11 protein-coding genes are annotated in these 12,540 nt (G+C 63.3%); 9 read left to right on the top strand and 2 right to left on the bottom strand.

Annotated features, from left to right (window positions below; all coding sequences use genetic code 11):
- Positions 1-17: 17 nt before the first annotated feature.
- Positions 18-380, bottom strand: coding sequence for an ATP-dependent Clp protease adapter ClpS (clpS, locus tag AC0ZZU_RS16420; RefSeq protein WP_158459260.1), 363 nt, complete (start codon positions 378-380; stop codon positions 18-20).
- A 230-nt stretch (positions 381-610) separates the two neighbouring features.
- Between clpS and cspD the strand changes: the two genes are divergently transcribed.
- Positions 611-871 (top strand): cold shock domain-containing protein CspD, encoded by a 261-nt coding sequence (gene cspD / locus AC0ZZU_RS16425; RefSeq protein ID WP_476342108.1) that lies wholly within the window; start codon positions 611-613, stop codon positions 869-871.
- A 64-nt stretch (positions 872-935) separates the two neighbouring features.
- Here the strand turns inward: cspD and icd are convergent, their stop codons facing one another.
- Complete coding sequence (icd, locus tag AC0ZZU_RS16430) at positions 936-2,192, bottom strand: NADP-dependent isocitrate dehydrogenase (RefSeq protein ID WP_476342110.1); 1,257 nt, start codon at positions 2,190-2,192, stop codon at positions 936-938.
- 417 nt (positions 2,193-2,609) lie between these two features.
- On the opposite strand from icd, the gene AC0ZZU_RS16435 reads away from it, so the two are divergent.
- From AC0ZZU_RS16435 to AC0ZZU_RS16470, 8 genes are all read left to right on the top strand, one after another.
- Positions 2,610-4,835 (top strand): NADP-dependent isocitrate dehydrogenase, encoded by a 2,226-nt coding sequence (locus AC0ZZU_RS16435; RefSeq protein ID WP_476342112.1) that lies wholly within the window; start codon positions 2,610-2,612, stop codon positions 4,833-4,835.
- A 141-nt stretch (positions 4,836-4,976) separates the two neighbouring features.
- Positions 4,977-5,417 (top strand): NUDIX hydrolase, encoded by a 441-nt coding sequence (locus AC0ZZU_RS16440; protein WP_476342113.1) that lies wholly within the window; start codon positions 4,977-4,979, stop codon positions 5,415-5,417.
- Between the two features lie 70 nt (positions 5,418-5,487).
- Positions 5,488-6,609 carry a tRNA 2-thiouridine(34) synthase MnmA gene (mnmA, locus tag AC0ZZU_RS16445; protein ID WP_476342115.1) on the top strand — a complete coding sequence of 374 codons (1,122 nt, stop codon included), beginning with the start codon at positions 5,488-5,490 and terminating at the stop codon, positions 6,607-6,609.
- Complete coding sequence (hflD, locus tag AC0ZZU_RS16450) at positions 6,609-7,229, top strand: high frequency lysogenization protein HflD (protein ID WP_476342116.1); 621 nt, start codon at positions 6,609-6,611, stop codon at positions 7,227-7,229. The genes mnmA and hflD overlap by 1 nt, the downstream gene beginning before the upstream one ends.
- A 108-nt stretch (positions 7,230-7,337) precedes the next feature.
- Positions 7,338-8,708 carry an adenylosuccinate lyase gene (gene purB, locus AC0ZZU_RS16455; protein WP_476342117.1) on the top strand — a complete coding sequence of 457 codons (1,371 nt, stop codon included), beginning with the start codon at positions 7,338-7,340 and terminating at the stop codon, positions 8,706-8,708.
- Between the two features lie 81 nt (positions 8,709-8,789).
- A complete protein-coding gene (locus tag AC0ZZU_RS16460) occupies positions 8,790-9,956 on the top strand; it encodes a ribosomal protein uL16 3-hydroxylase (RefSeq protein ID WP_476342119.1) in 1,167 nt (388 codons plus the stop codon).
- Entirely contained in the window at positions 9,949-10,383 is a 435-nt protein-coding gene (locus tag AC0ZZU_RS16465; RefSeq protein WP_476342121.1) for a GNAT family N-acetyltransferase, read from the top strand. The genes AC0ZZU_RS16460 and AC0ZZU_RS16465 overlap by 8 nt, the downstream gene beginning before the upstream one ends.
- 139 nt (positions 10,384-10,522) lie before the next feature.
- Positions 10,523-12,484 (top strand): DNA topoisomerase III, encoded by a 1,962-nt coding sequence (locus tag AC0ZZU_RS16470; protein ID WP_476342123.1) that lies wholly within the window; start codon positions 10,523-10,525, stop codon positions 12,482-12,484.
- Positions 12,485-12,540 lie beyond the last annotated feature (56 nt).

Raw genomic sequence — 12,540 nt, forward strand, 5'->3', positions numbered from 1 at the left:
TACCCAGTGGTCGGCGATTAACCGTCCTTCTCGATTTCACAGAGTAGCGGATGCTGGCATTCCTTCGCGTATTGGTTGACCTGCATGGCCTTGGTTTCGGCGATGTCCCGGGTAAACAATCCGCAAACTGCCCGTCCCTCGGTATGGACGGCCAGCATGATCTTGGTCGCCAGCTCGCGGTTCAGATTGAAGAACATCTCGAGCACTTCGACGACGAAATCCATCGGCGTGTAGTCATCGTTGAATAAAACCACCTTGTACATCGGTGGCGCCTGCAGGGCTGGTTTGGCCTCCTGTACCGCCAGGCCGGAACCATCGTCCTCATGCGATTGCGGGCGATCCTGATTGAATGTTAGTCGAATCTGGCTGTGTGCATGCATGGAAAGAAATTCATCATATCGACAGGTTAAGGTTGTGGGTTGACCGCGAGAGCCTACGCCGGTGCGGACCGCCGCCTGACCTTGACTATCGGCTAAACGGTGTTACAACCAATAAGAACCCACCGTGGTCGATAAAGATCCGCGCAGTCAACCAAATATTTTCGCAGGTTCGTATGCGGATGGAGTGGATGATACTCCAGTGATGGAGTCCTTTGCAGAGGGATATGAGGATGGCAAGCGGCAAAGTCAAGTGGTTCAACAATGCCAAGGGCTATGGTTTCGTCAATGAGGAGGGCAAGACGGAAGATCTGTTCGCCCATTATTCGGCGATCCAGATGGATGGCTACAAGACGTTGAAGGCCGGTCAGGTGGTGAGTTTCGAGATCATCCAGGGCCCCAAGGGTTTGCACGCGGTCAACATCGTCGACGCGGCTAGAAGCGTTGCCTATGTCGCCGAGAGCGTAACCGAGGAGCAGGCTGTCAAGGCCTGACCTCCCTGCCTTCTGCAGAGCACGAAAACCGGCCAGCCTTGTCGACTGGCCGGTTTTGTATGCGCTACATATGCTGGATCAGCGCATCGCCAAAGCCCGAGCTACCGACCAGGGTCGCACCCTCCATCAAGCGCTCGAAGTCATAGGTGACGGTCTTGGCCGCAATGGCGCCGTTGGTGCCCTTGATGATCAGATCCGCAGCCTCGGTCCAGCCCATGTGACGCAGCATCATTTCAGCCGAGAGAATCACCGAGCCTGGGTTGACCTTGTCCTGTCCGGCGTACTTGGGCGCGGTGCCGTGGGTTGCCTCGAACATGGCCACGGTATCCGACAGGTTCGCCCCTGGCGCGATGCCGATGCCGCCTACCTCCGCAGCCAGGGCGTCGGACAGGTAGTCGCCATTGAGGTTGAGGGTCGCGATCACGTCATATTCGGCTGGCCGCAGCAGGATCTGTTGAAGCATGGCGTCGGCGATGGCGTCCTTGACCACGACTTCCCGGCCCGTACGGGGGTTCTTGAATTTCATCCAGGGACCGCCGTCGAGCAGCTCGGCACCGAACTCGTCCCTTGCCACCTCATAGCCCCAGTCCTTGAAGGCCCCTTCGGTGAACTTCATGATGTTGCCCTTGTGCACCAGGGTCAGCGACTCGCGGTCGTTGTCGACCACGTACTGCAGCGCCTTGCGCACCAGGCGCCGGGTACCTTCGCGCGACACGGGCTTGACGCCGATGCCGCAATCCTGGTCGAAACGGATCTTGGTGACGCCCATTTCCTCCTTGAGGAACTTGATCACCTTGGTCGCCTCGGGCGAGCCTGCCTTCCACTCGATCCCGGCGTAGATGTCCTCGGAGTTCTCGCGGAAGATCACCATGTCGACATCGCCAGGCTTTTTCACCGGGCTTGGCACACCCTGGAACCACACCACCGGGCGCAGGCATACATAAAGGTCGAGCTGCTGGCGCAGGGCAACGTTCAGCGAGCGGATACCGCCACCCACCGGCGTGGTGAGCGGGCCCTTGATCGACACCACGTACTCGCGGACCGCATCGAGGGTTTCCTGGGGCAACCAGGTGTCCTGGTCATAGACCTGTGTGGCCTTCTCGCCGGCATAGACCTCCATCCAGGCGATCCTGCGCTTGCCTGCGTAGGCTTTCTGTACGGCGGCGTCGACCACCTTGATCATCACCGGGCTGACATCGACGCCGATGCCATCACCTTCTATGTACGGGATGATCGGATTGTCGGGGACGTCGAGCGAATGGTCTGCATTGACTGTGATCCGGGCCCCATCGACCGGAACCTTTATCTTCTGGTATCCCATGCTGCACTCCGCTTTCCTGTTGGGTTGGACAAACGTGTGATGCACTGAGCCTAAACCACATCCACCGACGTGCAACCTGACAGGTTCCATCAATCCAGCAGCACGTCCGGACATGCGGCAACACGCCACATTGCCCCTACGTCTTTGGTCTTATAAGTGAAGCGATCTCATAGGGCCTTGCTGATTAGGGCAAAGGGTTTGTTATACTCCGGCGCTGACCGCAGGGTCATGACCCTCGACGGCCAGCAAAGCCTGGGCTGTTACCGCAGTTCAGCCGCATGACGCTCGACTGATGCATCCACCATCACCGCTCGCTGCCTCTCGACCTTCCGCTCATGGCGCTGCCATGGCGAAGCGCCTACCCTGCGCACCTCGAGACTTCGAGCACGCTCAGCAAATCAGAGAGTTAACCTGAATATGCCCACCCGTTCCAAGATCATCTACACCTTCACTGACGAAGCTCCGGCCCTCGCCACCTATTCACTGCTGCCGATCATCGAAGCCTTCACCGCTTCGGCTGACATCGCCGTCGAAACCCGCGATATTTCCCTCGCTGGCCGTATCCTCGCCGCATTCCCGGAGCAACTGGGGAGCGACAAGCAGGTAGGCGATCACCTGGCGGAACTGGGCCAACTGGCCACCACTCCTGAAGCGAACATCATCAAGCTGCCGAACATCAGCGCTTCGGTACCGCAGCTCAAGGCCGTGATCAAGGAACTGCAAGGCCAGGGCTACAACATCCCCGACTATGCAGACACCCCGGCCACCGACGCCGAAAAAGAATCCCGCGCCCGCTACGACCGCATCAAGGGCAGCGCCGTGAACCCCGTGCTGCGTGAAGGCAACTCCGACCGCCGCGCGCCGCTCTCGGTCAAGAACTACGCCCGCAAGCACCCGCACAAGATGGGTGCCTGGGCTGCCGACTCCAAGTCCCACGTGGCGCACATGAGCCAGGGCGACTTCTATGGCAGCGAGAAATCCGCGCTGATCGAAGCCGATGACAGCCTGCGCATCGAGCTGGCCGAGAAGAGCGGCACCACCACCGTTCTCAAGGAAAAGACCGCCGTCAAGGCCGCCGAGGTCGTCGACTGCGCCGTGCTCAGCCGCAAGGCGCTGCGCAGCTTCATCGCCGAGCAGATCAAGGACGCCCAGGACAGCGGCGTACTGCTGTCGGTCCACCTGAAAGCCACCATGATGAAGGTCTCCGACCCGATCATGTTCGGCGTCATCGTCGAAGAGTTCTACAACGACGTGCTGGCCAAGCACGGCGCTGCCCTGGCTGAAGTCGGCTTCAACGCCAACAACGGCATCGGCGACCTGTACGCCCGCATCAAGTCGCTGCCGGCCGAGCAGCAGGCCCAGATCGAAGCCGACGTGCAGGCGCTGTACGCCGCGCGCCCGGCCCTGGCCATGGTCAACTCCGACAAGGGCATCACCAACCTGCACGTGCCGAGCGACGTCATCGTCGACGCCTCGATGCCGGCGATGATCCGCGACTCGGGCAAGATGTGGAACGCCGCGGGCGAGCTGCAGGACGCCAAGGCTGTCATCCCTGACCGCTGCTACGCAGGCATCTACCAGGCCGTGATCGAGGACTGCAAGGCCAATGGCGCCTTCGACCCGACCACCATGGGCAGCGTGCCGAACGTTGGCCTGATGGCCCAGAAAGCCGAAGAGTACGGCTCCCACGACAAGACCTTCCAGATCAAGGCCGACGGCGTCGTGCGCGTGGTCGACAGCAAGGGCAACCTGCTGCTGGAACAGAACGTCGAGGCTGGCGATATCTTCCGCATGTGCCAGACCAAGGACGCTCCGATCCAGGACTGGGTCAAGCTTGCCGTCAACCGTGCCCGCCTGAGCAACACCCCTGCGGTGTTCTGGCTGGACCCGGCGCGCGCCCACGACGGCGTCATGATCGAGAAGGTACAGAAGTACCTGAAGGATCACGACACCAGCGGCCTGGACATTCGCGTACTGGCACCGGTGGAGGCGATCAAGTTCTCCCTGGCGCGCATCCGCGAAGGAAAGGACACCATCTCGGTGACCGGCAACGTGCTGCGCGACTACCTGACCGACCTGTTCCCGATCATGGAACTGGGCACCAGCGCCAAGATGCTGTCGATCGTGCCGCTGATGAACGGCGGTGGCCTGTTCGAGACCGGCGCCGGTGGTTCGGCGCCCAAGCACGTGCAGCAGCTGGTCGAAGAGAACTTCCTGCGCTGGGATTCGCTCGGTGAGTTCCTGGCCCTGGCCGCTTCCCTGGAACACCTGGGCGACGCCTACGCCAATCCGAAAGCCAAGGTACTGGCGGCGACCCTGGACCAGGCCACTGGCCAGTTCCTGGACACCAACAAGTCCCCGGCGCGCAAGGTCGGCGGTATCGACAACCGCGGCAGCCACTTCTACCTGACCCTGTACTGGGCCCAGGCTCTGGCTGCCCAGGCTGACGACGCTGCCCTGCAGGCGCGCTTCGCACCACTGGCAAAAGCCCTGGCCGAGAACGAGGCGACCATCGTTGCCGAACTCAACGCCGTTCAAGGCAAGCCAGCCGACATCGGCGGCTACTACGCCCCGAACGCCGAGCTGACCGCCAAGGTGATGCGCCCGAGCCAGACCTTCAACAGCGCGATCGCTGCGCTGTAAGGCTCTCTCGGTAATACCACAAGCCCCGGCCACGCACCGGGGCTTGTGTGTTTCTGAGAGACCGGGTCGCGTTTTTCGCTGCGGTTCGGCGCCCCGACAAGCCAGCGAAGAAGCCCTAGAGATCAACACAGGAATCCCAGCATGACCTGGCACCCCCACATCACCGTCGCCACCATTGTCGAGGACCAGGGCCGCTTCCTCCTGGTCGAGGAATTCAAGGCAGGCCAGCATGTGTTCAACCAGCCCGCCGGCCACCTTGAACCCAACGAAACATTGTCCCAGGCCGCCCTGCGCGAAACCCTGGAGGAAACCGCCTGGGAGGTCGAACTGACCGGCCTGGTCGGCATCTACCTCTATACCGCTCCCAGCAACGGCGTGACCTACCAGCGCATCTGCTTCGCCGCCCGCCCCGTACGGCACCACATCGACCGTCCGCTGGACAGCGATATCACGCGCGCCGTGTGGATGAGCCGCGAAGAACTGCTCGCCGACCCGGCACGCTGGCGCAGCGAGCTGGTGCCACGCTGCATCGACGACTACCTGACCGGCCCTCTGCACAGCCTGGAGCTGCTGCGCGACTGACAGGCACTTCGCCTTGACCGCGCGGGCCTGATAGAATCGACGTCTTTTTTCCAGATACACACCGGTAGCCATGTCCAGCTCAGCACCCTTTGATCCCGCCAAGACCCGCGTCATCGTCGGCATGTCCGGCGGCGTGGACTCATCCGTCTCCGCCCTTCTGCTCATCGAGCAGGGTTACCAGGTGGAAGGTCTGTTCATGAAGAACTGGGAAGAGGACGACGGCACTGAATACTGTACCGCCCGCGAAGACCTGGCCGATGCCCAGGCCGTCTGCGACCGCATCGGCATCAAGCTGCACACCGCCAACTTCGCCGCCGAGTACTGGGACCACGTGTTCGAGCACTTCCTCGAAGAGTACAAGGCGGGCCGCACGCCGAACCCGGACATCCTCTGCAACCGCGAGATCAAGTTCAAGGCGTTCCTCGACTACGCCCTGTCGCTGGGCGCCGACCTGATCGCCACGGGCCATTACGTGCGCCGCCGCGACATCGATGGGCGCACCGAACTGCTCAAGGGCCTGGACCCGAACAAGGACCAGAGCTACTTCCTGCACGCGGTCGGCGGCGCCGAGATCGCCCGCACGCTGTTCCCGGTGGGCGAGCTGGAAAAACCCGAAGTGCGCGCCATCGCCGAAAAACACGGCCTGGCCACGGCCAAGAAGAAGGACTCCACCGGCATCTGCTTCATCGGTGAGCGCCGCTTCAGTGACTTCCTCAAGCAGTACCTCCCCGCCCAGCCGGGCGAAATCCAGACCACCGAAGGCGAGGTCATCGGCCGCCATCATGGCCTGATGTACCACACCATCGGCCAGCGCCAGGGCCTGGGCATCGGCGGCCTGAAGGACGCGGGCGACGAGCCGTGGTACGTGCTTGAAAAAGACCTGGCGCGCAATGTGCTAGTGGTCGGCCAGGGCAATGAACACCCCTGGCTGTTCGCCCGCGCCCTGCTCGCCTCCGAGATCTTCTGGGTCAATCCGGTCGACGTGTCGGCACCACGCCGCCTGACCGCCAAAGTGCGCTATCGCCAGGGCGACCAGGCCTGCACCCTGGAGCACACGGCCGACGGTTACCGCGCCGTGTTCGACGAACCCCAGCGCGCCGTCACTCCTGGCCAATCGGTGGTGTTCTATGACGGTGAAGTCTGTCTTGGCGGCGGCGTGATCGAGCGCGCCGAACCCTGGAGCGCCCGCTGATGAGCGATATCCAGGAGCAGCTGATCGCCCTTGGGGGCGTTTTCCAGGCCGCCGTGCTGGTCGACCGCATTGCCCGAACGGGCCAGGCCAGCGAAGCCAACCTTGGCTGCCTGCTGGGCAGCCTGCTGGTGCGCGACCCGCACAATACCCTGGAGGTGTTTGGCGGCGATGACCTCAACCTGCATGACGGCTATCGCGCACTCGCCAGCGCGCTCGAGCGCGACCCCGGCAGCCTGCAGCGCGAGCCGCTGCGCTATGCCCTGTCGATGCTGGGCCTCGAGCGTCAACTGGCCAAGCGCGACGACCTGCTCGAGACCATTGGCAATCGGCTGCCGCAGATCCAGTCCCAGGCGGACCATTTCGGCCTCGTGCACGAGAACGTCATCGCCTCCAGCGGCGCCTTGTACCAGGACACCCTGAGCACCTTGCGCCAGCGCATCCAGGTGCATGGCGACATGCGCCACCTGCAGCAGCCAAACAATGCCTCGAGGATCCGCGCCCTGCTGCTGGCCGGCATCCGCGCCGCCCGCCTGTGGCGCCAACTGGGCGGACACCGCTGGCAGCTGGTGTTCAGCCGGCGCAAGCTGCTCAAGGAGCTGTACCCGATGATGCGTGGCTGAATGTCCCGGGCCACCGCGGCCCCGGACCATTGATCACCCACCCGCCTGCGGCGCATTTTTCATGTATGATATGCGCCCTCCAAAAGCCTGACTGTCCGAGAACACCCCATGCAGCTTTCCTCGCTCACTGCGGTTTCCCCTGTAGACGGCCGTTACGCCGGCAAAACCCAGGCCTTGCGCCCTATCTTCAGCGAATACGGTCTGATCCGTTTCCGCGCCCTGGTCGAGGTGCGCTGGCTCCAGCGCCTGGCCGCTCACCCGCAGATCGGCGAAGTGCCGGCCTTCAGCGCCCAGGCCAATGCCGCGCTGGACGAACTGGCCAGCGATTTCAAGCTTGAACACGCCGAGCGCGTCAAGGAAATCGAGCGCACCACCAACCACGACGTCAAGGCAATCGAGTACCTGCTCAAGGAGCAGGCTGCCAAGCTGCCAGAGCTGGACAACGTCAGCGAGTTCATCCACTTCGCCTGCACCAGCGAGGACATCAACAACCTGTCCCACGCCCTGATGCTGCGCGCAGGCCGTGACGACGTGCTGCTGCCGCTGATGCGCCAGATCGCCGAATCCATCCGTGCCCTGGCTCACCTGCACGCCGAAGTGCCGATGCTGTCGCGCACCCACGGCCAGCCGGCCTCGCCGACGACCCTGGGCAAGGAACTGGCCAACGTCGTCTACCGCCTGGAGCGCCAGATCGCCCAGGTGGCCGCCGTGCCGCTGCTGGGCAAGATCAACGGCGCGGTGGGCAACTACAACGCCCACCTCTCGGCCTACCCGCAGATCGACTGGGAAGCCAACGCCCGCGCCTTCATCGAAGACGAGCTGGGCCTGGAGTTCAACCCGTACACCACCCAGATCGAGCCGCACGACTACATTGCCGAGCTGTTCGACGCGATCGCCCGCTTCAATACCATCCTGATCGACTTCGACCGTGATGTGTGGGGCTACATCTCCCTGGGCTACTTCAAGCAGAAGACCGTCGCGGGCGAGATCGGCTCCTCGACCATGCCCCACAAGGTCAACCCGATCGACTTCGAGAACTCCGAAGGCAACCTGGGTATCGCCAACGCGCTGTTCCAGCACCTGGCGAGCAAGCTGCCGATCTCGCGCTGGCAGCGTGACCTGACCGACTCCACCGTGCTGCGCAACCTGGGCGTGGGCTTTGCCCATAGCGTCATCGCCTATGAAGCCAGCCTCAAGGGCATCGGCAAGCTGGAAATCAACACCCAGCGCATCGCCGCCGACCTGGACGCCTGCTGGGAAGTCCTGGCCGAGCCGATCCAGACCGTGATGCGCCGCTACAACATCGAGAACCCCTACGAGAAGCTCAAGGAGCTGACCCGTGGCAAAGGCATCAGCCCGCAAGCGCTGCTGACCTTCATCGATGGGCTGGACATGCCGGCCGAAGCCAAGGCCGAGCTCAAGCAGCTGACCCCTGCGTCCTACATCGGTAACGCGGTGGCCCAGGCCAAACGCATCTGACCTGCGCCCTGCGTAAAACGCCCGGCTGAGCCGGGCGTTTTTATTCCTGCCTAAAAATTACGTCTTTTCAATAGGTTGAACATGAATTCTGATACTCCACTGCAGCTGTTGGGCGGCCTCACAGCGCGCGAGTTCCTGCGCGACTACTGGCAGAAGAAACCTTTGCTGGTACGCCAGGCCTTCCCGGATTTCGAAAGCCCGATCGACGCCGATGAGCTGGCCGGCCTGGCCCTGGAAGAAGAAGTCGAAGCGCGCCTGGTGATCGAACACGGCGAGCGCCCGTGGGAGATGCGCCGCGGCCCCTTCGCCGAAGACACCTTCGCCAGCCTGCCCGAGCGCGACTGGACCCTGCTGGTGCAGGCGGTGGATCAGTTCGTGCCGGAAGTCGCCGAGCTGCTGGAGTCCTTCCGCTTCCTGCCGAGCTGGCGCATCGACGACGTGATGATCAGCTTTGCCGCCCCAGGTGGCAGCGTCGGTCCGCACTTCGACAACTACGACGTGTTCCTGCTGCAAGGCCAGGGCAAGCGCAACTGGAAGATCGGCCAGATGTGCGACAGCGACAGCCCGCTGATCGAGCATGCCGACCTGCGTATCCTGGCCGACTTCGAGCAGAGCGGCGAGTGGACCCTGGAGCCCGGCGACATGCTCTACCTGCCGCCGCGCCTGGCCCACTACGGCGTTGCCGAAGACGACTGCCTGACCTACTCGGTCGGCTTCCGCGCTCCAAGCGCGGCCGAAGTGCTGACCCACTTCACCGACTTCCTGAGCCAGTTCCTGCCGGACGAAGAGCGCTACAGCGACGCCGACGCCCAGCCTGTCAGCGACCCGCACCAGATCCAGCACGACGCCCTGGACCGCCTCAAGGGCCTGCTGACGGAGCACATGGGTGACGAACGCCTGCTGCTCACCTGGTTCGGCCAGTTCATGACCGAGCCGCGCTATCCGGAACTGGTCAATGGTGAAGAGCTCAGCGAAGCAGAGCTCACCGACAGCCTCGAACAGGGCGCGATCCTGGTCCGCAACCCAAGCGCCCGCCTGGCCTGGTCGGAAGTGGACGACAACCTGCTGCTGTTCGCCAGCGGCCAGAGCCGCCTGGTTTCGGGCGATCTGCGCGAGCTGCTGAAGCTGATCTGCGCCGCCGACGCCCTGCACGTCGAAAACCTCGCCAAATGGCTGCAGAACGAAGAAGGGCTGACCTTGGTCTGCCAGTTGATCAAACAAGGAAGTTTGGGATTCGCCAATGAATAAGATCCGGGTTCGCCTCGCTGACTGGCAAAAAGACAACGCTGATATCCGCCGTATCCGCGAGGCGGTGTTCATCGCCGAACAGAGCGTACCGCCCGAGCTCGAGTGGGACTCCGATGATCAGGGTGCCCTGCACTTCCTGGCGCTTGAGGGAGACTACCCGGTAGGTACCGCGCGGCTGCTGCCTGACGGACATATCGGACGCGTGTCCGTACTCAAGGACTGGCGAGGCTTGAAGGTCGGCGATGCACTGATGCAGGCCGTGATCGAGGAGGCGCAGAAGCGCAACCTCAAGCAGCAGATGCTGTCGGCCCAGGTGCACGCCACTGCTTTCTACGAGCGCCTGGGTTTCAAGGTCGTCAGCGAGGAGTTCCTCGAAGCCGGCATCCCGCATGTGGACATGGTGCGTGATACCTGCGAGACCGTGTGATCGAATGATGGCTGGGGCCGCGCGGCGGCCCTGATGCCACACCCTGCGAAACTGTACATCCATACAGATTTCTCCTTGCCTCCCCGCGTTGTTTTGCGCATCCTGTCGGCCATCCCTGCTGACGAAGCGTTGCCCGGCCATGCGCCTCTTTCTCTGCGAAAAACCCTCCCAAGCCAAAGACATCGCCAAGATTCTGGGCGCGACCCGCAAGGCAGACGGCTGCTGGCAAGGCACCGGTGTCTGTGTCACCTGGTGTATCGGCCACTTGCTTGAAACCGCTCCGCCCGACAGCTATGACGAACGCTACAAGCGATGGGTCCTGGCCGACCTGCCGATCATCCCGGTCAAATGGAAAATGCTGGTCAAGCCCAAGACGGCCAGTCAGTTCAAGGCGGTCAAGCGCCTGCTTGGCGAGGCAAGCGAACTGGTGATCGCCACCGATGCCGACCGCGAAGGCGAAATGATCGCCCGTGAGCTGGTCGAGCACTGCCGCTACCGGGGGCCCATCCAGCGACTGTGGCTGTCGGCACTGGACGACGCGTCCATCCGCAAGGCCCTGGGCAAGCTGCTTCCCGGCCAGGACACTTTCAGCCTCTACCATTCCGCGCTGGGCCGCTCCCGTGCAGACTGGCTGATCGGCATGAACATGAGCCGACTCTTCACATTGCTCGGCCAGAAGTCAGGTTATCAGGGCGTATTGCCGGTGGGCCGGGTACAGACGCCGACCCTGCGCCTGGTAGTCGACCGTGACCGCAGCATCGCCGACTTCGTGCCGGTGCCCTTCTGGAGCATCGATGTGAAGCTGGAGCATGCCGGCACCGCATTCAACGCCCAGTGGCGCGCAGCCGAGGATGCCTGTGACGACCAGGGCCGCTGCCTGAACCAGGGCCTGGCCCAGCAGGCCGCCGCCGACATTGGCGCTGCAGGCACGGCGCGTGCGGTGAAGGTGGCGACCGAGCGCGTGCGTGAAGCCGCGCCGCTGCCCTTCGACCTTGGCACCCTGCAGGAGCTGTGCTCGAAGAAATTCGGCCTCGGCGCTCAGGAGACCCTCGATATTGCCCAGGCGCTGTACGAAACCCACAAGCTGATCACCTATCCGCGTAGTGACTGTGGCTACCTGCCCCTGAGCCAGCACAGCGAGGCACCGGGCATCCTGGGTGCCCTGCAGCGTGCCGATGCCAGCCTTGCGCCTCTGCAGCCGTACCTTGAACCGCAACGCCGCTCCCGGGCCTGGAACGATGCCAAGGTCACCGCCCACCACGGGATCATCCCCACCGCAGTCGCCAGCGACCCCTCGCGGCTACCGCCCAAATACAAGTCGGTCTACACACTGATCCGCGCCCGTTACCTGGCGCAGTTCCTGCCGAACCACGAATTCGATCGCACCCAGGCCGACTTCGACTGTGCAGGCCATGCTCTGCGCGCCGTTGGCAAGCAGATTGTCGAGCCGGGCTGGCGCCGCGCCCTGCCCGAGGCGCTTACCCCAGGCAAGGGCCGCGAGCCCCCGCCCGCCCAGGTTCTGCCAGCGCTGCGCAAAGGGCAGGATTGCGCGGTGCTTGCCCACCAGTTGAAGGACCTCTGGACCCAGCCGCCCAAGCCCTTTACCGAAGGCGACCTGATCAAGGCCATGAAGAACGTTGCCAAGCTGGTGGACGACCCGCGCCTCAAGCAGAAGCTCAAGGACACCACCGGCATCGGCACCGAGGCCACCCGTGCCGGCATCATCCAGGGCCTGATCGACCGCGGTTACCTGGTCAAGCAAGGCAAGGCGCTGTGCGCCACCCCTCCCGCGTTCAGCCTGATCGACGCCGTACCCCGTGCCATCGCCGACCCGGGCACCACGGCGATCTGGGAGCAGGCCCTGGACATGGTCCAGAGCGGCGAGATGAGCCTGGATGAATTCGTCGGCAAGCAATCTGCCTGGATGAGCAAGCAGGTGGAGCGCTGTTCCGGGCTGCAGCTGCGCATCAGCGGGCCGGCGCCTGCGGGCAAAGGCGGGACGCCATGGAAGAAGAAGCGCAAGAGCAGCGGCGCAAAAGGCAAGAGCACCAGCGTGAAGGACAAGCCGAGACAGGTCCGCAAGACCCCCACCAAAGCCTGAGCCGAAGCGGGCTGGCAACCCAGGCCCTCGCCGTTTACCATGCCATCCCTTCGGTG

Source organism: Pseudomonas sp. JE3303, assembly GCF_056312565.1.

Coding starts and splice junctions, on each gene's coding strand:
- clpS (WP_158459260.1), bottom strand. CDS start 380: ATGCATGCACACAGCCAGATTCGACTAACATTCAATCAGGATCGCCCG.
- cspD (WP_476342108.1), top strand. CDS start 611: ATGGCAAGCGGCAAAGTCAAGTGGTTCAACAATGCCAAGGGCTATGGT.
- icd (WP_476342110.1), bottom strand. CDS start 2,192: ATGGGATACCAGAAGATAAAGGTTCCGGTCGATGGGGCCCGGATCACA.
- AC0ZZU_RS16435 (WP_476342112.1), top strand. CDS start 2,610: ATGCCCACCCGTTCCAAGATCATCTACACCTTCACTGACGAAGCTCCG.
- AC0ZZU_RS16440 (WP_476342113.1), top strand. CDS start 4,977: ATGACCTGGCACCCCCACATCACCGTCGCCACCATTGTCGAGGACCAG.
- mnmA (WP_476342115.1), top strand. CDS start 5,488: ATGTCCAGCTCAGCACCCTTTGATCCCGCCAAGACCCGCGTCATCGTC.
- hflD (WP_476342116.1), top strand. CDS start 6,609: ATGAGCGATATCCAGGAGCAGCTGATCGCCCTTGGGGGCGTTTTCCAG.
- purB (WP_476342117.1), top strand. CDS start 7,338: ATGCAGCTTTCCTCGCTCACTGCGGTTTCCCCTGTAGACGGCCGTTAC.
- AC0ZZU_RS16460 (WP_476342119.1), top strand. CDS start 8,790: ATGAATTCTGATACTCCACTGCAGCTGTTGGGCGGCCTCACAGCGCGC.
- AC0ZZU_RS16465 (WP_476342121.1), top strand. CDS start 9,949: ATGAATAAGATCCGGGTTCGCCTCGCTGACTGGCAAAAAGACAACGCT.
- AC0ZZU_RS16470 (WP_476342123.1), top strand. CDS start 10,523: ATGCGCCTCTTTCTCTGCGAAAAACCCTCCCAAGCCAAAGACATCGCC.